Source organism: Gordonia sihwensis NBRC 108236 (genome assembly GCF_000333035.1).
Lineage (GTDB): Bacteria > Actinomycetota > Actinomycetes > Mycobacteriales > Mycobacteriaceae > Gordonia > Gordonia sihwensis.
Map to the genome: position 1 here is coordinate 87,630 of NZ_BANU01000008.1, position 17,142 is coordinate 104,771.

Genomic DNA, 17,142 nt, shown 5'->3' on the forward strand with positions numbered 1-17,142 from the left:
GCTGCCGCCCGGGGCGACCGTGTCTCACACCGCGAAGGTCTTGCCCACCCGGACGTCGGTCTCCCGCATATGCGTGGCGGCCTTCGCGACTCCCGTGCCGAGCGAGTCGAGCCGAGCGCGCGCGTCGGCGAAGATCCGATCCCAGTTGCCCTGCGCCTGCTGGTACGACGCGGCGCCTCCCGAGTCCCAGTGCGCGGCGAGCGCCGTCACCTGGCGCTTGAGCTGACCCGACAGCTCTTCCAACCGCTGAAACTGTCCACGCAGGTCGCCCGAAAGCGTTCCGAGACTTGCGAAGTCGTACCGAATGAGTCCGTTGCTCATGTCATCCCCCTGTGAGTGTGTTGAATCGGATGTGTCAGTCGAAGATATGCGCGTCGAGCTCGTGCGTCTGCGACGAGCGAGCCGCGCCACCGCTCCCCCGCGGCGGCCCCGCTACAACGACAGATGTCCCTGCAGGCCGGTGAGCTGGCCCGCCACCGTCACGTCTTCGTCGTCGTAACCGCGGAAGCCGGCGGTCAGCTTCGACTCGATCTCGTCCAGCGCGCCCTGCAGTTTGGTCGCGACCCCGTGCCAATCGGTATGCGTGGTCTCGAACGCGGTGGACGCCTTGCCGTCCCAGCCCGACTTGCCGTTCACCGCCGACTTCTGGATCTGGCCGACGATGCGCTGCATCTCGTCCACCACTCCTTTGATCGACGCCGCCGAGGCCTGTCCGGCGGCGACGTCGAGTTTGAGAGCCTGCATGTCGCAGTCCTTTCCTTGGTGTTCTTCTCGATCCCCGGATCACACCGATCCGGCGAGCTTCTGGCCGCCCAGTCCCAACTCCAGCGCCACGTCGAAGTCAAGCGACTCCGCGGTCATGGCCGTGAGCCAGTCCCGGTCCACCGCCTCGCTGCTAGCGGGCTCAGGCGCTACGGCGGCGGGCACGATCCGCGGTCCGTCCGCGGACTGACGTGCCGTGGCCGGCACGACCGGTGCCAGCGGCACGGCGGGCGCCGCCGCCGAGTCCGTTGACACAGTCGCCTGTGCTGCCCCGACCACCGCGGCGTTGGTGGTCATGGGCCGATCGGCCAGCGACACCGGTTCCGCGGCGACCGAGGCGGTCATCGCACTCGGAGCGGCGCCGGGAACGGAGGCTGCCGGTCTGACCGCCGGTCCACCGGCACCCGCGCCTCCGACCGCCGGCGCTCCAGCACCGGATGATCCGGCCGACGCTGCCCCGGGCGTCGTCGGTCCGCGGTCGCAGGCCGACGGACAGGGTGCGGGCACGGCAGCGGGGGTTCCGAGCGCATCCCGGTGGTTCGGGTTCGGAGCCGGGACCTCCGGTGCGCCGTCCGACCCCGTACCCGCCAAGAGCTTCGTAGCGAGCGTCGTTCCCGCCTGGACCATCGGGAGCGCCGACTCCAGCAGTTTCGCCGCCACCGCGAATCCGTCGCCGCCCGGCCCCGGCACCGCGGTGACCGGTATCGGCCTGCCGTTCGCCGCCATGTGCGCCGTGGGACCGGCCAGCTGAGTGCGAGTGGCCGCGACCACCGAGAGCCCCTCTGCCAGCCCCTCCGCCGCGATCCCGAGCGCCGCGAGCTGCCCGGGCGGGGTCGCCAGCGTCGGCAGTGCGGCGGCGAGCGCCCCTGCCGTCTTCACCACTACTCCCTGCAGTTGAGTCAGACCGGCGGCCACCACCGCTGCCGCGGCCTGCAGATCGGCAGAGATCGCCGCTCCCTGCGTCGCCAGCATGCCGGACTCCGACGCCGCCCGCGACGCAGCCGTGACCGCCGATGTCGCAGCCTGTCCCACCCATCCGCCATCCACCGAACGGGCAGCGTTGAGCAGCAGCGTCACGCCGCCGTCGAGCAGGCCGGCGAGATCGCTGTGGGCGGCTGCGGGGTCCCCGATTCCGCCGAGCCTTCCGGTACCGAATGTCGCGAGCAGATCGGTGATCGGCTTCAGCAACATCGCCGGATCGATCGCGGGCAGCACCGGCAACTCGGGAAGGCTCGCCGGCAGGTGCACGTTCAACGGTGCCTGAACCGGCGCGATCCCGAATCTCGCGAGCACGTCCCCCGCCCCGCAGTCCGCCGCGGTGGCCACCTCGGGGCTCCCGCACGTGTGGGCAGCCGGTCCGGACGCCGGCCCCGCATCGTCGGAGGTTCGGTGCCGGCTCACACTCGGACCCCGCAGGCACCGGTGCCGTCGGCGTCGGAGAACGAGGCGATTCCGGCCGACACCGCGGCTGCGGTCGCCGCATGCGCGGCGGCGAGAAGCCCGACTCCGCGGAGGTGATTGGCCTGTGCCACCGAGTAGGCGGCGGCGAACTCCTGCCCGATCAGACCGAATACCGCCGTCACTGCGGCCCCCACCGCCGCCGCGTCGAACGCTCCGGCAGTGGCCGTCGCCGTTCCCAGCGCCGCCGATGTGGCGCCGAACGTCTGCACCGCTTCCGGGTGCACCATCGTCTCGTTCACGTCTCCCCCTGATGCTTGAAGAATCGAGCCCTCATGTAATTGGACGCACCGGATCCCGGTTCGGTTCCACCGCCGCGCCGGAGTCGTCGACTCCGGTCAGTGCGGCGAACTCGCCGCAGAACGACTGCATGATCTCGCTGCGCTCGGCGAAGGCATCCGTCGCCGCGCGCACTGCCGCACCCACGATCTCCTCCGACAGTCGTGCGCCCTTTCCGCCGCCGGCGCCGGCGGCGATCTCCAACTCGATGAGGGCTCCGTTGCCGTTCACCGTCACGCGCACGCGACCGTCGTCGCCGACTCCGGTCGCGCGCAGTTGCTGCAGTCTCCGGTGCACGTCCTCCAGCGCCCCCAGCTGCCGCTGCGCCCGATCGGCGACGGCGTCCATCTCGGGGTTCACCGATTCCGTCCTGCACTCGAGGCATCCGCTGCCGCCTCGGCGTTCACCAGCTCCTTGCGTGACGGCAGCCCGAGCAGATCGAGTGCCTCCTCATCGACACCGCGCCCCCGCAACCGGTGCCTGGCCTGCACTCCCGCGGTCGTGCTCGCGAGGGTGCACAGCGCCATGATCTCGCGCGCCAGTGCCGCCGGAGACCGCCGCATCGCCCGAGACGAAATAGTCATCCCCACCGGCAGTCCCGCGGCCGTGCACGTGACGGAGATGGCCCCGGATCTCGATGCGACAGTGGTCAGCCCCGCCGGTTCCGTGTCGGAACCCTGATGTCGATTCTCTTCTGCCATGTGACTTAGACGCGCGTGACTCGTTTTCGGTTCCATCGATTCGAACGCGGGCGTGTCTGGGTCGGCGACGTCTAACGTTCCACCCCGACCGCAGCATCGTCGCTGCGAGCGACCCGAGGGGGACACATGACACCATCAGAAGTCCAGATGAGCGACACTCCGCCCTGGCTCGACCATCAGCCGCACGAACCGCGGCCGGACATCGATCTGTCCGCGATCATCGGTCTCTCGCCGCCCGTCTCCGCAGAGCACGCCTCCGCAGAGCCCGATGAGGCTGCACCGCTGCGCGCCGCACCGGAGATCGACGCGACGGTCCATCCCGCACCGATGCCGTATCCGGTGCCACCGGCACCCGCGCCGCTCGCGCCGCCCGTCAGCGCGTTCGTCCCGGCCGCACCGCTCCCGCCCGCCGGTCCAGCCCTGGATCAAGTCGCGATCCTGCGCAAGGCACGGCGTGCCCCCGTGCGCGGATGGCGGCGCGCCGTGCACGCGGTGACCGCCGGGTTGGTGAACCCCGGCGAGTCGCCCGCCGAAATCGAGTACCAGCAGCTGCTGGAACGACTCCGGCGCCCGATTCGCGGCGACTACCGCATCGCGGTGCTGTCGTTGAAGGGCGGCGTGGGCAAGACCACCACGACGATCGGACTCGGTTCCACGTTCGCATCGCTCCGCGGCGACCGGGTGATCGCGGTGGACGCCAATCCGGATCTCGGAACCCTCGCGCAGCGCATTCCGCAGCAGACCGCCTGCACCGTCCGCGACCTGCTCGCCGACACCGCGGTGCACCGGTACTCCGATGTCCGGGCGCACACCTCGCAAGCCCCCAGCCGGCTCGAAGTGCTGGCCTCAGAACGCGACCCCGCTGCCGCCGAGGCGTTCAGCGAACGGGAGTACCGCGGCGTCGTCGACATTCTCCAGCGCTTCTACAACGTGATCCTCACCGATTGCGGCACCGGAATGAGCGCCGACGCCATGCGCGGCGTCCTCGACACCGCCGACGCTCTGGTCCTGGTCTCCTCTCCCGCACTCGACGGAGCACGCAGCGCCGGTTCCACGCTGGACTGGCTGGCCGGACACGGCTACGGCCACCTCATCCCGCACAGCGTGGTGGTGCTCAGCTCATCCCGACCGGGTTCGTCGACCATCGACGTCGACCAGCTCGCACAACACTTCCTGACCCGCTGCCGGGCGGTACACACCATCGGATTCGACGATCACCTCGCCGAAGGCGCCGACATCGATCTGGAACTCCTCAGCAAGTCCACCCGCCGGTCGTTCGTCGAACTGGCCGCCACCATCGCCGACGACTTCGCCAATCCCCCGCGGCGCAGAACCGGCGGGTGACCGAGGGCGCGGCGGACTACTCCACGACCGGACCCGCACACCCGAGATCACCGGCGTCGCGGACGTCCCGCGTCCGTTCGTTGCGCGCCGCCCACTCCTCGGGCGGCGGGTAGCTCACGCTCATCAGGCACAGGCCACGGGCCTGCGCCACGGGCACCTGCGCGGAGCGTGCGCGCTCAGACAACAGCCCGGCACACCAGTCGACGCCGCGGCGACCGTCGCCGACCGAGGCCACCGCGCCCACGAGGGACCGGACCATCGACCAGCAGAAGGCGTCGGCCACCACGGTGCCGACCAGCACGTCGCCGTCTCGCCGCCAACTGAAGCGCTGGAGTTCGCGGATGGTGGTGGAGCCCGGCCGGTAGCGGCAGAAGGCCGCGAAGTCATTGAGCCCGACCAAAGCCGCCGAGGCCGCGTTCATGGCCTCGACGTCCAGGGGCCGGGTCCAATCGGCGGTGGTGCGGGCGAGGGTCGGCTCGGCGCCCCACGCGGCGTCGGTGAGCCGGTATTCGTACGTGCGCGCCAGTGCGGAGAAACGCGCATCGAAGTCTGCGGAAACGGTCTCGATCCGCTTCACCCGTACATCGTCCGGGAGCATCTTGGCGAGCCTGCGAACCAGTCGCGACGGGTCCCCGTCGATGGACCTGGTCTGCAACGACGCGACGGGGACGTCGCAGTGCGCCACCTGCCCGGCGGCGTGGACACCGGCGTCGGTCCGGCCCGCGACAGTCAGCCGAATCGGCGCGCGGAGCACGGTGCTCAGCATCTGCTCGAGACTCTCGCAGACCGTCCGTCGACCGGGCTGCGTGGCCCAGCCGGAGAAGTCGGTGCCGTCGTAGCCGATCAGCAGCCGAAGACGACACAGCCCGTCCCCATCGATGATGGGGACGGGCTGTGTCGTCATGGAGTGTCACCTCTCGCTCGGCGGCGACCGTCAGGTCACCGGCGAGCGAAGCGGCTACTGGTCCTGTGCCTCGTCGGCAGCGGCCTCGTCGGCCGGAGCCTCGTCAGCGGCTTCTGCCGGAGCAGCCTCCTCGGCCGCCTTGGCCTTGGACGCGGCGGCGCGGGTGGCACGGTTGGCCTCCGACGACGCCGTCTTCTCCTGCACCAGCTCGATCACGGCCATCGGGGCGTTGTCACCCTTGCGCGGCAGCGTCTTGATGATGCGGGTGTATCCGCCGTTGCGCTCCGCGAAGTGCGGGCCGATCTCGGCGAACAGGGTGTGAACGACATCCTTGTCGCGGATGTCCTTCATGACCTCGCGACGGTTGGCCAGCTGGCCGGCCTTCGCGTGGGTGATCAGCTTCTCGGCGTACGGACGCAGCCGCTTCGCCTTGGCTTCGGTGGTGGTGATTCGGCCGTGCTCGAAGAGAGCCGTGGCGAGGTTCGCCAGGATCGCCTTCTGGTGGCTGGCCGACCCGCCGAGGCGGGCACCCTTGGTGGGCTTGGGCATGTCTTTCTCCTAGGAGCGACTCACGATCTCGCGACCGGAAGTCCGTTGGTCTGGAAAAACCAGGTGGTTCTTTGCGAGCCCTACAGCTGCTCGGTCTCGGCGTAATCCTCGCCACCGTCGTCGCCGAACGACGCATCATCGGACCAGGTGCCGGTGGCCGGGTCGTAGCCGGCGACCTGCGACGGGTCGAAGCTCGCCGGGCTGTCCTTGAGGGCCAGACCCAGGCTGTGCAGCTTCACCTTGACCTCGTCGATCGACTTCTGGCCGAAGTTACGGATGTCGAGCAGATCCGACTCGGTGCGCGCAACCAGCTCGCCGACGGTGTGGACACCCTCGCGCTTGAGGCAGTTGTACGAACGGACGGTCAGCTCGAGATCCTCGATCGGCAGGCTGAACGCGGCGATGTGATCCGCCTCCTGCGGCGACGGGCCGATCTCGATGCCCTCGGCCTCGACGTTGAGCTCCCGAGCCAGGCCGAAGAGCTCGACCAGGGTCTTGCCGGCCGACGCCAGGGCGTCACGCGCGGTCATGGAGTTCTTGGTCTCCACGTCGAGCACCAGCCGATCGAAGTCGGTGCGCTGCTCGACACGGGTGGCCTCGACCTTGTAGGTCACCTTCAGGACCGGCGAGTAGATCGAGTCGACCGGGATGCGGCCGATCTCGGCGCCGGTGGCCTTGTTCTGCACGGCCGGCACGTAACCGCGGCCCCGCTCGACGACCAGCTCGATCTCGAGCTTGCCCTTGTCGTTGAGGGTCGCGATGTGCAGGTCCGGGTTGTGCACGGTGACGCCGGCGGGCGGAACGATGTCCGCACCGGTCACGGTGCCCGGGCCCTGCTTACGGACGTACATGGTGACCGGCTCGTCCTCTTCGGAGCTCACGACCAGTCCCTTGAGGTTCAGGATGATGTTGGTGACATCCTCCTTCACGCCGGGAACGGTGGTGAACTCGTGCAGGACACCGTCGATGCGGATGCTGGTGACCGCCGCGCCCGGGATGGACGACAGCAGCGTGCGCCGCAGCGAGTTGCCCAAGGTGTAGCCGAAGCCCGGCTCGAGGGGTTCGATGGTGAACTTCGAGCGGTTCTCGGCGATGACCTCTTCGGACAGAGTGGGTCGCTGTGAGATGAGCATGTGGTGGGATTCTCCTTCGGCCGCCCACTATTTGACGGCGTCGAGGTGGACCGGGCAGCTGATGCTGCTCAGTAGGTTTCGCGAAAGCTCGGGTGAGACTACTTGGAGTAGTACTCGACGATGAGCTGCTCGGTGAGCGGAACCTCGATCTGTGCGCGCTCGGGCAGCGAGTGCACGAGGATGCGCAGAGTCGACGGAACCACCTGCAGCCAGGCCGGGGTCGGACGATCGCCCAGGGTCTCCTTGGCGATCTGGAACGGCGTGGTCTGCAGCGACTTCGGACGGACGTCGATGATGTCGTACTGGCTGACGCGGTAGCTGGGCACGTCCACGCGAACACCGTTCACGGTGAAGTGGCCGTGGCTGACCATCTGGCGGGCCTGACGACGAGTCCGGGCCAGTCCGGCGCGGTACACGACGTTGTCCAGACGCGACTCGAGGATCTGCAGCAGCACGTCGCCGGTCTTGCCCGAGCGACGGTTGGCTTCCTCGTAGTAGCGGCGGAACTGCTTCTCCATGACGCCGTAGGTGAAGCGGGCCTTCTGCTTCTCCTGCAGCTGGAGCAGGTACTCGGTCTCCTTGATCCGCGCGCGACCGTGCTGGCCGGGCGGGTACGGGCGACGCTCGTACGCCTGGTCTCCGCCGATCAGATCGACGCGAAGACGACGGGACTTCTTGGTTGCGGGGCCGGTATAGCGAGCCATGTTCTACTTCCTTCTGTCTCTATTCCGGGTCCCGCTAGACCCGGCGCCGCTTGGGCGGACGGCAGCCGTTGTGCGGCTGCGGGGTCACATCGGAAATGGTGCCGACCTCGAGGCCGGCGGCCTGCAGCGACCGGATGGCGGTCTCGCGACCCGAACCCGGTCCCTTGACGAACACATCGACCTTCTTGACACCGTTCTCCTGCGCTTTGCGGGCAGCGTTCTCGGCAGCGAGCTGCGCGGCGAACGGGGTGCTCTTACGCGAGCCCTTGAAGCCGACGTGGCCGGAGCTGGCCCAGCTGATCACGTTGCCCTCGGGGTCGGTGATCGAGACGATGGTGTTGTTGAACGTCGACTTGATGTGGGCGTGGCCCAGCGGAACGTTCTTCTTGTCGCGACGACGGGTGCCCTTCTTCGGGCCTGCGCTACGTGACTTGGGGGGCATTACTTCTTCTTCCCGGCGATGGTCTTCTTCGGGCCCTTACGAGTACGGGCATTGGTCTTGGTGCGCTGACCGTGGACCGGCAGGCCGCGACGGTGGCGCAGACCCTGGTAGCAGCCGATCTCGATCTTGCGACGGATGTCGGCCTGCACCTCGCGGCGCAGGTCACCCTCGACCTTGACCGAGGACTCGATGTACTCGCGGAGCTTCGCGACGTCTGCGTCGGTCAGGTCCTTGGCGCGCAGATCGGCCGAGAGGCCGGTGGCGGCGAGGATTTCCTTCGAGGTGGTGCGACCCACCCCGTAGATGTAGGTGAGCGCGATCTCCAGCCGCTTCTCGCGGGGGAGATCCACACCTGCAACACGTGCCATGTGGCGATTCCTTACATATTCAGAGGTCTGCTCCCAGCCCGCCCCGGACTCTGCGCCGGGCCCCGGCCTCTGCACCGGGGGTCGGCATCCGCGCGTCTGCGAATGCTGGTTCTGGGAGTTCTTCGATAACGATGTTCAGTTATGTGTCTTCAAGCGACCTGAAGAAGCTGATCAGCCCTGACGCTGCTTGTGACGCAGGTTGTCGCAGATCACCATGACCCGACCGTTACGGCGGATCACCTTGCACTTCTCGCAGATCGGCTTGACGCTCGGCTTGACCTTCACGTCAGCTTCTCCCTTTGTTCTCCTGTGGCGTGCCGCCGTAGGACTCGGCAGCACGGTGTCCGGGCACCACGAAGCGACGCATCGCTCCGGCACCGCCCGTACGAGGGTTACTTGTACCGGTAGACGATGCGTCCGCGGCCGAGGTCGTAGGGCGAGAGCTCCACGACGACTCGATCCTCAGGCAGGATGCGGATGTAATGCTGCCGCATCTTGCCACTGATGTGGGCGAGGACCTTGTGTCCGTTCTCCAGCTCAATGCGGAACATCGCATTGGGCAGGGGCTCGACTACGCGTCCCTCGACCTCAATGGCCCCATCTTTCTTCGCCATATCCTCCGCGATTCTCCGGCGACCGGCCTTACCGTGTCCGCCGACTCCAGCTTCGTCTATCCGCTACGGTGGCGTTATCGAACGGTCACCCCGGTCCGGTGCTGTGAGGCACCGGGCGTGGGCATGCGTGACCGCACGACGCACCGACGATCGAGTCTACGCCAGTTGCGGCGTTCGTTCCAAACGGCGTGCCACACTGGAGGCATGCGTGCATTCCTCATCCGCAGCGCCCTGACCGGCGTGGCCCTGTGGATCGCCACCGTCATCGTCCCCGGCGTCCACTTCGAGTTCGGCGACATCGAGTCGTGGTGGGCGAAGGTCGGCATCGTCTTCTTCGTCGCGGTGGTCTTCGGGCTCGTGAACGGTTTCATCAAGCCGATCATCCAGATCCTCTCGATTCCGCTGTACATCCTCACGCTCGGCCTCATCCACATCATCATCAACGCGTTGATGCTGGAGATCACGAGCTGGCTGACCCACAACGTCTTCCACCACGGTCTCGTGGTGGACAGCTTCTTCTGGGCGGCGATCTTCGGCGCGATCGTCGTCTCGGTGGTCGGATGGCTGACGGCCATGGTGATGCGCGACAGCGTCGAGAATCTGTGAGTGAGCGCCGCACCGTGGCAGTCTGCGGCCTCGGTGAGACGTCCGCGCGCTGCCATGGACTGCGGATCGACCTCGGTGTCGCGGCGATGGGAGCCTCGGCAGGCGCCGGGGGCCAACGGCGGGTCGGCGCATCGGTGTCCGGCGTGTACGAGTTGCTCTGACATGCGGGCCGTGATCCAGCGCGTCAGTTCCGCGTCCGTCACCGTCGACGGTGAGACCGTCGGCGCCCTCGACCTGTCCGGCGGGGCACTCGGTCTGGTCGCACTGGTCGGCGTCACCCACGACGACGACCGGGCCGCCGCGGCCAAGCTCGCCGACAAGATCTGGCGTCTGCGGATCCTCGACGGAGGTGACGACCGCCGCGAGGCCTCGGCGGCGGATCTGAACGCCCCGATCCTGGTGATCAGCCAGTTCACGCTGTACGGGAACACCGACAAGGGCCGGCGACCGTCGTGGAGTGCGGCCGCCCCGGGTCCGGTCGCCGAACCACTGGTCGACGAGGTGGTCGACGCCCTGCGCGCGCTCGGCGCGACCGTCGAGACCGGACGCTTCGGCGCGCACATGCACGTCGATCTGGTCAACGACGGCCCGGTGACGCTGATCCTCGACGTCTAGATCGGCGACACCGCCCGCCGCCTCGGCTCGATCCACTCCCCCGCGGCGCTGATACGCTGACGCGGTGCCGAACCCGCTGAGCCGAACGATCACCGCCCGGCACGGTCGCCTTCTCGGCCTGGCAGTGGCGCTTCTCGCGCTGAGCACGGTCATCGGCATTCGCTGGCAGAGCTACCTGGATCTGCACGTGTACCGGATGGGCGCACGGCTGTGGCTCGACGGTCAGTCGTTGTACGGCCCCACGCCTCTGGTGGACGGGCACGCCCTGCCGTTCACCTATCCCCCGCTGGCGGCGATCGTCTTCAGTCCGCTCGCGATGCTGCCGACGTTCGCCGCGGACGCCGTGATGTTCGCGCTGACCCTCACGGCGGTCGCACTGACGCTCTGGTTGGTCCTGGCTCGGCTCGCACCGAAGCTGGACCGAATCGACCGCGCCACACTGGTGATCGGCGCAACCGCGATCGCCGAGTTCGTCGAACCGGTCAGGCAGACCTTGAGCTACGGACAGATCAACGCCGTCCTGATGGCGCTGATCGCCTTCGACGTCCTCTGCCGGAATCCGAAGTGGCCCCGCGGGCTCCTCATCGGCATCGCGGTGTCGATCAAACTCACGCCGGCAGGCTTCCTGCTCTACTTCCTCCTTCGCCGCGACTGGCGCGGGGCGGCGACGATGGTCGCGGGGACGGTCGGCGCCGTCGCCGTCGCCTGGCTCGTGATGCCCGCCGATTCGGCGAAGTACTGGTTTCACACTCTCGGCGAGACCGAACGCATCGGCGCGGCCTATTACGCGGGTAATCAGTCGATCAAGGGCGCAGTGTTCCGGTTCGGCATGAGCGACAGTGTCTCGACCGCCGCGTGGCTCGTCCTGTCGGTCGTCGCCGTCGTGCTCGCCGCGGTCTGGATGAGCCGCCTCCTGGCGGCCGGGCAGCAGGCCACCGCGCTGCTGGTCAACGCCGCAGCGGTACTGCTCGTGTCCCCGGTGAGCTGGTCGCATCACTGGACCTGGGTGGCGCCGGCGCTTCTGATCGCGGTCTACGCGATCTGGACCAGACGCTTCGGAGGGATGCTCGTGGCCGCCACCGTTCTGGCGGCGGTGATCTTCGCAGTGGGCCCGCACTGGCTCCTGCCGAGCGGTCACGACACCGAACTCGGCTGGAGTTGGTGGCAGAGCATCGTCGGCGACGCGTACGTGTGGTTCACCTTCGTCGTGCTCGCCGTCGGTGCGGCGCGCTGGCGGTCGACCGCATCGGTGGAGGTCTGCGATGCCGACGCCGGTCGCAGCGGGTGTGACGGGGGTTTCGACTCGCTGCGCTCGCTCAACCAGCAATAGGACCGCTCGCTCAACCAGCGACAGGACCGCTCGCCCAACCAGCGATAAAGACCGGAGCCTGTGCCCACCCGCCCGCTGGTTGAGCCGCGAGGCGCCCTGGCGCCGAGCGTGTCGAAACCACTGACCAGACGACTGTGCCGCCGACCCGAACGGTCGGCGGCACTGTCAGAGGTGACTACGCGTCAGGCGGGGCGCGGAGTGAGGATTCGCGGACCGTCCTCGGTGACGGCGACCGTGTGCTCCCAGTGGGCCGACCGCGAGCCGTCGTCGGTGACGACGGTCCAGTCGTCCTCGAGCACCGTGGTGTCCGCCGTGCCGAGGGTGAGCATCGGTTCGATCGCCAGAGTCGATCCGACCACGAGCCGCGGCCCGCGATTCGGCTTGCCCTCATTGGGCAGGAACGGGTCCATGTGCATCTCCCGACCGATGCCGTGTCCCCCGTATCCCGCGACGATCCCGAACTCGCGGCCGAACTTCGCGGCCGCCGCGTACGTCCCGTTCTCGATCGCGTGTGAGACGTCGGTGAGGCGGTTGCCGGGGACCATCGCAGCGATCCCCGCCTCCATCGAGAGTCGGGTCGCCTCGCTCAGTTCGGCGTCGGCGACGGAGAGTTCGCCGATGCCGAACGTCCACGCGGAGTCGCCGTGCCAGCCGTCGAGGATGGCGCCGCAGTCGATCGATACCAGATCACCCTGCTCCAGCACCACGTCCTTGGACGGAATGCCATGCACGACAACCTCGTTGACCGAGCTGCAGATGGAGCCGGGAAAGCCGTGATAGCCCTTGAAGGACGGCACCGCACCGGCTTCGCGGATCACCGATTCGGCGATCTCGTCCAGATCCAGGGTGCTCATCCCCGCGGTGGCCGCGGCCCGGACAGCGACGAGGGCGGCGCCGACCACGGCGCCCGCCGCCTCCATCGCGTCCAGCTCGCCCGCGCTCCGAAACGGAACGGCCTTCGGCTTGCGGAAACCCACCGGTGGATCAGGCCTTGCCGAGAGCCGCGAGCACGCGCTGGTGGACCTCGTCGACCGAGCCCACGGCGTCGATCTCCGTGACCTGACCGGCGTAGTGGTCGAGCAGCGGCGCGGTCTCCGCGTCGTACACGGCCATGCGGTTGCGGATGACCTCTTCGGTGTCGTCGGCGCGACCGCGGGCGAGCATCCGCTCCACCACCACGTCGGTATCGACTTTGAACGACAGCACGCCGTCGAGCTTGGTCGACAGATCGTCGAGAATGCCCTCGAGCGCGACCGCCTGCTCGGTGGAGCGCGGGAAGCCGTCGAGGATGAAGCCCTTGGCCGCGTCCGGCTCCGCGACCCGCTCGCGGACCATGTTGATGGTGATCTCCGGCGGGACCAGATTGCCCGCATCCAGGTACTTCTTGGCCTCCACGCCGATCGGGGTGCCCTGCGAGATGTTCGCGCGGAACAGGTCGCCGGTCGAGATGTGCGGAATGCCGAGGGCCTCCGACATCAGTTCGGCCTGTGTGCCTTTGCCCGCTCCGGGCGGTCCGAGGATGACGAGTCTCACTTCAGGAACCCTTCGTACTTGCGTTGCATCAACTGGCTGTTCACTTGCTTGATCGTGTCGAGGCCGACGGCCACGATGATCAGGAGCGCGGTACCGCCGAACGGGATGTTCGAGGCGCTGCCGCCGCCGATGTCCATGAACAGGTTCGGGAGGATCGAGATGATGCCCAGGTACAGCGAGCCGGGCAGCGTGATCCGGCTGAGCACGTAGCTCAGGTAGTCAGCGGTCGGCTGGCCGGGGCGGATGCCCGGGATGAAGCCGCCGTACCGCTTCATGTCGTCGGCTCGTTCTTCGGGGTTGAACGTGACGGCGACGTAGAAGTACGTGAAGAAGATGATCAGCAGGAAGTACGTGACGATGTGGAACCAGCTGGACGGGTTGATCAGGTTGTCCTGAAGCCACAGCTTCCAGCCGGCGGCCTCGCCGTCGTTGCTGTTCGTCAGCTGAATGATCAACTGCGGGATGTACAGCAACGAGGACGCGAAGATCACCGGGATGACGCCCGCGGTGTTGACCTTGATCGGCATGTACGTCGACGAACCGCCGTACATCTTGCGGCCCACCATGCGCTTGGCGTACTGAACCGGCACGCGGCGGGTGCCCTGCTCGATGAACACCACGGCCACCAGGATGAGCACGATCGCCACGCAGACGAGGCCGAAGGCCAGGCCGCCGCGCTGCTGCAGGATGGTCCGGCCCTCAGCCGGGATGCGGGCGGCGATGCCGGTGAAGATCAGCAGCGACATGCCGTTGCCGACACCGCGCTCGGTGATGAGCTCGCCGAACCACATCACCAGACAGGCGCCCGCGGTCATCACCAGGACGATGATCGACAGGCCGAAGACGCTGGTGTCGTTGAGGATTGCGTCTGCGTTGCAGTCGGCCCCGTTCGACGGCAGGAGGTTGCCGGTGGCCGCCAGCGCGACGATGCCCGTCGACTGGAGCAGTGCCAGCGCCACCGTGAGGTAGCGGGTGTACTGCGTCATCTTGGTCTGGCCGGACTGGCCTTCTTTTCGCAGCTGCTCGAACCGAGGGATGACGACGGTGAGCAGCTGAACGATGATGCTGGCCGTGATGTACGGCATGATGCCGATCGCGAACACCGACAGCTGCAGCAGTGCGCCGCCGGAGAACATGTTGATCAGTGAGTAGATCTGGCCCGAGTCGCCGCGGCTGGCCGCATCGACGCAGCTTTCGATCTCTTTGAAGTCCACGCCGGGCGACGGGAGCGTCGTGCCGAGACGGTACAGGATGAGGATGCCGAGGACATAGAAGATCTTCTTCCTCAGGTCGGGCGTCCTGAAGGTCGCCACGAGGGGGGAAAGCACTAACTCCTCCTATAGCACCGCAGACTCGGTGGGCACGTGCGCCTCATCGTGCATTGGCGGTCGACTCGGAAATGACCGGGGCGTCCTCAGCCGGACGCCCTCGGTGAAACTTTAACAGCCCCAGAACCGCCACCGGTCAGGTGAGCGGCGCAACGACTCAATAGTCGTGCGTCGCAACACCTGACCGGTTCGGCAGTTCTGCATGCGGCGAAGGCTCAGGCCTGCGTCGCGGTGCCGCCGGCAGCGGCGATCTTCTCCTTGGCGGAGCCCGTGAACTTGTCGGCGGTGATGTCGACCTTCACGGTGAGCTCACCGTCGCCCAGAACCTTCACGAGCTGGTTCTTGCGGACGGCGCCCGCGGCGACCAGATCGGCGACGCCGATGGTGCCGCCCTCCGGGAACAGCCGCGAGATGTCGCCGACGTTGACGACCTGGTACTCCACGCGGTTGCGGTTGGTGAAGCCCTTCAGCTTCGGCAGGCGCATGTGAATCGGCATCTGGCCGCCCTCGAAGCGGGCCGGAACGTTCTTGCGCGCCTTGGTGCCCTTGGTGCCGCGACCGGCGGTCTTACCCTTGGAGCCCTCACCGCGACCCACGCGGGTCTTCTCGGTCTTCGCGCCCGGAGCGGGGCGAAGGTGGTGCAGCTTGATGGTCATGACTAAACCTCTTCGACTGTCACGAGGTGACGAACCACGTTGATGAGGCCGCGGTTGATCGGGGTGTCCTCGCGGGTGACCGTCTGGCGGATGCCCTTGAGCCCAAGGGTGCGCAGGCTGTCACGCTGGTTCTTCTTGGTACCGATGGTGCCCTTGATCTGGGTGATCTTCAGCTCAGCCATGGCTTATGCTCCCTTGTTCGCTGCGGCGGCCGCGCGTGCGCGCAGCATGCCGGCGGGGGTGACCTCTTCGACGGTCAGCCCGCGACGAGCAGCGACCTCTTCAGGCTGCTGCAGCATCTTGAGTGCGGCGACCGTGGCGTGGACGACGTTGATCGCGTTGTCCGAGCCGAGGCTCTTCGCGAGAACGTCGGTGACACCGGCACATTCCAGGACGGCACGCACGGCGCCGCCCGCGATGACACCGGTACCCGAGCTGGCCGGGCGGAGCATCACGACACCGGCTGCGGCCTCACCCTGAACCGGGTGGGTCACGGTGCCCGCGATCAGCGGGACGCGGAAGAAGTTCTTGCGAGCCTCTTCGACGCCCTTCTGGATCGCCGCCGGGACTTCCTTGGCCTTGCCGTAGCCGACGCCGACCATGCCCTGGCCGTCGCCGACCACCACGAGAGCGGTGAAGCTGAAGCGACGACCGCCCTTGACGACCTTCGACACGCGGTTGATGGTCACCACGCGCTCGAGGTGGTTCTTCTCCTCGCGCTCGCGGTTGCGGTTGTCGCGACGATCGCCGCGGCCGCGGCGCTCACCGCGGTTGTCGTTGTTGTTGTTTCCGGCGGGTCCGTTGCCGCCATCACGCTGACGTCCGGGCATCAGAGGTCGCCTCCGTTAATCATCTTGGTGGTCATCATCAGAACTGCAGTCCTCCCTCGCGGGCGGCGTCGGCCAGAGCCGCGATGCGGCCGTGGTACGCCTTGCCTCCGCGATCGAAGACGACGGCCTCGATGCCTGCAGCCTTGGCGCGGGCTGCGACGAGCTCGCCGACCTTGGCGGCCTGAGCCGACTTGTCGCCACCGGCGGCGCGCACGTCAGCCTCGATGCTGCTGGCGGCGGCCAGGGTACGACCGGTCAGGTCGTCGATGACCTGGACGTGGATGTGACGGCTGCTGCGCTTGACGGCCATGCGCGGACGCTCGGCGGTGCCGTTGATCTTCTTGCGCAGGCGGAAGTGACGACGGTTGGTCGCGGTGCGACGGCGAGTCGAGACGTCCTTGCCGATGGGCTTGCGAACGGTTGCTGTTTCACTCATGGCTTACTTACCCGTCTTTCCGACCTTGCGGCGGATCTGCTCACCCTCGTAGCGAATGCCCTTGCCCTTGTAGGGGTCCGGACGACGCAGGCGGCGGATGTTCGCCGAGATCTGGCCGACTAGCTGCTTGTCGATTCCCGAGACCGAGAACTTGGTCGGGGACTCCACCGCGAAGGTGATGCCCTCCGGAGCCGCGATCGGCACGGGGTGGCTGTAGCCGAGGGCGAACTCGAGGTCCTTGCCCTTGGCCTGGACGCGGTAACCGACACCGAAGATCTCCATCTTCGTGGTGTAACCCTGGGTCACACCGACGACGAGGTTGTTCAGCAGCGAACGGTTCAGACCGTGCAGGGCACGGTTCTCGCGGTCGTCGTTCGGCCGGGTGACGACGATGGCGTTGTCTTCCTTCGCCACCGCGATCGGCGAGGTGACCGTCAGGCTCAGTTCGCCCTTCGGGCCCTTGACCTTGACGTCCTGGCCGTCGATCGCGACATCGACGCCGGCGGGGATTTCAATGGGATTCTTACCAATACGCGACATTCTCTACGCT

At 67.5% G+C, this 17,142-nt stretch carries 26 protein-coding genes and 1 pseudogene; 5 read left to right on the top strand and 22 right to left on the bottom strand.

Annotation, left to right across the window (positions count from 1 at the left end; genetic code table 11):
• Positions 1–24 precede the first annotated feature (24 nt).
• The 6 genes from GSI01S_RS05965 to GSI01S_RS05990 form a co-directional block, all read right to left on the bottom strand.
• Entirely contained in the window at positions 25–321 is a 297-nt protein-coding gene (locus tag GSI01S_RS05965) for a WXG100 family type VII secretion target (RefSeq protein ID WP_006895570.1), read from the bottom strand.
• A gap of 111 nt (positions 322–432) precedes the next feature.
• Positions 433–744: a WXG100 family type VII secretion target gene (locus GSI01S_RS05970; RefSeq protein WP_006895571.1), complete on the bottom strand. Its 312-nt coding sequence runs from the start codon at positions 742–744 to the stop codon at positions 433–435.
• Positions 745–783: 39 nt separating this feature from the next.
• Positions 784–2,163, bottom strand: coding sequence for a hypothetical protein (locus GSI01S_RS05975; RefSeq protein ID WP_081598076.1), 1,380 nt, complete (start codon positions 2,161–2,163; stop codon positions 784–786).
• Entirely contained in the window at positions 2,160–2,462 is a 303-nt protein-coding gene (locus tag GSI01S_RS05980) for a hypothetical protein (protein ID WP_006895573.1), read from the bottom strand. The genes GSI01S_RS05975 and GSI01S_RS05980 overlap by 4 nt, the downstream gene beginning before the upstream one ends.
• A gap of 31 nt (positions 2,463–2,493) precedes the next feature.
• On the bottom strand, positions 2,494–2,859 hold the full coding sequence (locus GSI01S_RS05985) for a YbaB/EbfC family nucleoid-associated protein (RefSeq protein WP_006895574.1): 366 nt from the start codon (positions 2,857–2,859) through the stop codon (positions 2,494–2,496).
• Positions 2,856–3,083, bottom strand: coding sequence for a hypothetical protein (locus GSI01S_RS05990; RefSeq protein ID WP_231650027.1), 228 nt, complete (start codon positions 3,081–3,083; stop codon positions 2,856–2,858). The genes GSI01S_RS05985 and GSI01S_RS05990 overlap by 4 nt, the downstream gene beginning before the upstream one ends.
• A gap of 243 nt (positions 3,084–3,326) precedes the next feature.
• Here GSI01S_RS05990 and GSI01S_RS05995 point away from each other — a divergent pair, with 243 nt between their 5' ends.
• Complete coding sequence (locus GSI01S_RS05995; protein WP_231650025.1) at positions 3,327–4,544, top strand: MinD/ParA family ATP-binding protein; 1,218 nt, start codon at positions 3,327–3,329, stop codon at positions 4,542–4,544.
• 16 nt (positions 4,545–4,560) lie between these two features.
• Here GSI01S_RS05995 and truA read toward each other — a convergent pair whose 3' ends face one another.
• From truA to infA, 8 genes and pseudogenes are all read right to left on the bottom strand, one after another.
• Positions 4,561–5,448 (bottom strand): tRNA pseudouridine(38-40) synthase TruA, encoded by an 888-nt coding sequence (gene truA, locus GSI01S_RS06000; protein WP_006895577.1) that lies wholly within the window; start codon positions 5,446–5,448, stop codon positions 4,561–4,563.
• A gap of 60 nt (positions 5,449–5,508) precedes the next feature.
• A pseudogene (gene rplQ, locus GSI01S_RS06005) lies at positions 5,509–5,997 on the bottom strand (50S ribosomal protein L17); the annotation flags it as partial.
• Between the two features lie 80 nt (positions 5,998–6,077).
• A complete protein-coding gene (locus tag GSI01S_RS06010; protein WP_006895579.1) occupies positions 6,078–7,130 on the bottom strand; it encodes a DNA-directed RNA polymerase subunit alpha in 1,053 nt (350 codons plus the stop codon).
• Positions 7,131–7,228: 98 nt separating this feature from the next.
• On the bottom strand, positions 7,229–7,834 hold the full coding sequence (gene rpsD / locus GSI01S_RS06015) for a 30S ribosomal protein S4 (protein ID WP_006895580.1): 606 nt from the start codon (positions 7,832–7,834) through the stop codon (positions 7,229–7,231).
• Positions 7,835–7,868: 34 nt separating this feature from the next.
• Complete coding sequence (rpsK, locus tag GSI01S_RS06020) at positions 7,869–8,276, bottom strand: 30S ribosomal protein S11 (protein WP_006895581.1); 408 nt, start codon at positions 8,274–8,276, stop codon at positions 7,869–7,871.
• Positions 8,276–8,644: a 30S ribosomal protein S13 gene (gene rpsM / locus GSI01S_RS06025; protein ID WP_006895582.1), complete on the bottom strand. Its 369-nt coding sequence runs from the start codon at positions 8,642–8,644 to the stop codon at positions 8,276–8,278. Before rpsM ends, rpsK begins: the two co-directional genes overlap by 1 nt.
• Positions 8,645–8,815: 171 nt before the next feature.
• Positions 8,816–8,929: a 50S ribosomal protein L36 gene (rpmJ, locus tag GSI01S_RS06030; RefSeq protein ID WP_009679193.1), complete on the bottom strand. Its 114-nt coding sequence runs from the start codon at positions 8,927–8,929 to the stop codon at positions 8,816–8,818.
• Between the two features lie 107 nt (positions 8,930–9,036).
• Positions 9,037–9,258 (bottom strand): translation initiation factor IF-1, encoded by a 222-nt coding sequence (gene infA / locus GSI01S_RS06035; RefSeq protein WP_005187701.1) that lies wholly within the window; start codon positions 9,256–9,258, stop codon positions 9,037–9,039.
• Positions 9,259–9,462: 204 nt separating this feature from the next.
• Between infA and GSI01S_RS06040 the strand changes: the two genes are divergently transcribed.
• The 4 genes from GSI01S_RS06040 (at position 9,463) to GSI01S_RS06050 (ending at position 11,809) form a co-directional block, all read left to right on the top strand.
• A complete protein-coding gene (locus GSI01S_RS06040) occupies positions 9,463–9,864 on the top strand; it encodes a phage holin family protein (RefSeq protein WP_006895583.1) in 402 nt (133 codons plus the stop codon).
• A complete protein-coding gene (locus GSI01S_RS20060) occupies positions 9,861–10,025 on the top strand; it encodes a hypothetical protein (protein WP_156150438.1) in 165 nt (54 codons plus the stop codon). Before GSI01S_RS06040 ends, GSI01S_RS20060 begins: the two co-directional genes overlap by 4 nt.
• Before the next feature lies 1 nt (position 10,026).
• Positions 10,027–10,479 (top strand): D-aminoacyl-tRNA deacylase, encoded by a 453-nt coding sequence (gene dtd / locus GSI01S_RS06045; RefSeq protein WP_006895584.1) that lies wholly within the window; start codon positions 10,027–10,029, stop codon positions 10,477–10,479.
• Positions 10,480–10,543: 64 nt separating this feature from the next.
• Positions 10,544–11,809: a glycosyltransferase 87 family protein gene (locus tag GSI01S_RS06050; protein ID WP_006895585.1), complete on the top strand. Its 1,266-nt coding sequence runs from the start codon at positions 10,544–10,546 to the stop codon at positions 11,807–11,809.
• Between the two features lie 182 nt (positions 11,810–11,991).
• On the opposite strand, the gene map is transcribed toward GSI01S_RS06050, so the two are convergent.
• The 8 genes from map to rplF form a co-directional block, all read right to left on the bottom strand.
• Positions 11,992–12,786, bottom strand: a complete 795-nt coding sequence (gene map, locus GSI01S_RS06055) for a type I methionyl aminopeptidase (protein WP_006895586.1) — start codon at positions 12,784–12,786, stop codon at positions 11,992–11,994.
• Between the two features lie 7 nt (positions 12,787–12,793).
• Positions 12,794–13,342: an adenylate kinase gene (locus GSI01S_RS06060; protein ID WP_006895587.1), complete on the bottom strand. Its 549-nt coding sequence runs from the start codon at positions 13,340–13,342 to the stop codon at positions 12,794–12,796.
• Positions 13,339–14,670, bottom strand: a complete 1,332-nt coding sequence (gene secY, locus GSI01S_RS06065) for a preprotein translocase subunit SecY (RefSeq protein WP_006895588.1) — start codon at positions 14,668–14,670, stop codon at positions 13,339–13,341. The genes GSI01S_RS06060 and secY overlap by 4 nt, the downstream gene beginning before the upstream one ends.
• A gap of 215 nt (positions 14,671–14,885) precedes the next feature.
• Positions 14,886–15,326 (bottom strand): 50S ribosomal protein L15, encoded by a 441-nt coding sequence (rplO, locus tag GSI01S_RS06070; protein ID WP_006895589.1) that lies wholly within the window; start codon positions 15,324–15,326, stop codon positions 14,886–14,888.
• 2 nt (positions 15,327–15,328) lie between these two features.
• Positions 15,329–15,508 carry a 50S ribosomal protein L30 gene (rpmD, locus tag GSI01S_RS06075; RefSeq protein ID WP_006895590.1) on the bottom strand — a complete coding sequence of 60 codons (180 nt, stop codon included), beginning with the start codon at positions 15,506–15,508 and terminating at the stop codon, positions 15,329–15,331.
• Between the two features lie 3 nt (positions 15,509–15,511).
• Positions 15,512–16,156, bottom strand: coding sequence for a 30S ribosomal protein S5 (gene rpsE, locus GSI01S_RS06080; RefSeq protein WP_006895591.1), 645 nt, complete (start codon positions 16,154–16,156; stop codon positions 15,512–15,514).
• 37 nt (positions 16,157–16,193) lie between these two features.
• A complete protein-coding gene (gene rplR / locus GSI01S_RS06085; RefSeq protein WP_006895592.1) occupies positions 16,194–16,592 on the bottom strand; it encodes a 50S ribosomal protein L18 in 399 nt (132 codons plus the stop codon).
• A gap of 3 nt (positions 16,593–16,595) precedes the next feature.
• On the bottom strand, positions 16,596–17,132 hold the full coding sequence (gene rplF / locus GSI01S_RS06090; protein ID WP_006895593.1) for a 50S ribosomal protein L6: 537 nt from the start codon (positions 17,130–17,132) through the stop codon (positions 16,596–16,598).
• Between the last annotated feature and the right edge of the window lie 10 nt (positions 17,133–17,142).

Coding starts and splice junctions, on each gene's coding strand:
- GSI01S_RS05965 (WP_006895570.1), bottom strand. CDS start 321: ATGAGCAACGGACTCATTCGGTACGACTTCGCAAGTCTCGGAACGCTT.
- GSI01S_RS05970 (WP_006895571.1), bottom strand. CDS start 744: ATGCAGGCTCTCAAACTCGACGTCGCCGCCGGACAGGCCTCGGCGGCG.
- GSI01S_RS05990 (WP_231650027.1), bottom strand. CDS start 3,083: ATGACTATTTCGTCTCGGGCGATGCGGCGGTCTCCGGCGGCACTGGCG.
- GSI01S_RS05995 (WP_231650025.1), top strand. CDS start 3,327: ATGACACCATCAGAAGTCCAGATGAGCGACACTCCGCCCTGGCTCGAC.
- truA (WP_006895577.1), bottom strand. CDS start 5,448: ATGACGACACAGCCCGTCCCCATCATCGATGGGGACGGGCTGTGTCGT.
- GSI01S_RS06010 (WP_006895579.1), bottom strand. CDS start 7,130: ATGCTCATCTCACAGCGACCCACTCTGTCCGAAGAGGTCATCGCCGAG.
- rpsD (WP_006895580.1), bottom strand. CDS start 7,834: ATGGCTCGCTATACCGGCCCCGCAACCAAGAAGTCCCGTCGTCTTCGC.
- rpsK (WP_006895581.1), bottom strand. CDS start 8,276: ATGCCCCCCAAGTCACGTAGCGCAGGCCCGAAGAAGGGCACCCGTCGT.
- rpsM (WP_006895582.1), bottom strand. CDS start 8,644: ATGGCACGTGTTGCAGGTGTGGATCTCCCCCGCGAGAAGCGGCTGGAG.
- infA (WP_005187701.1), bottom strand. CDS start 9,258: ATGGCGAAGAAAGATGGGGCCATTGAGGTCGAGGGACGCGTAGTCGAG.
- GSI01S_RS06040 (WP_006895583.1), top strand. CDS start 9,463: ATGCGTGCATTCCTCATCCGCAGCGCCCTGACCGGCGTGGCCCTGTGG.
- dtd (WP_006895584.1), top strand. CDS start 10,027: ATGCGGGCCGTGATCCAGCGCGTCAGTTCCGCGTCCGTCACCGTCGAC.
- rplO (WP_006895589.1), bottom strand. CDS start 15,326: ATGACCATCAAGCTGCACCACCTTCGCCCCGCTCCGGGCGCGAAGACC.
- rpmD (WP_006895590.1), bottom strand. CDS start 15,508: ATGGCTGAGCTGAAGATCACCCAGATCAAGGGCACCATCGGTACCAAG.
- rpsE (WP_006895591.1), bottom strand. CDS start 16,156: ATGCCCGGACGTCAGCGTGATGGCGGCAACGGACCCGCCGGAAACAAC.
- rplR (WP_006895592.1), bottom strand. CDS start 16,592: ATGAGTGAAACAGCAACCGTTCGCAAGCCCATCGGCAAGGACGTCTCG.
- rplF (WP_006895593.1), bottom strand. CDS start 17,132: ATGTCGCGTATTGGTAAGAATCCCATTGAAATCCCCGCCGGCGTCGAT.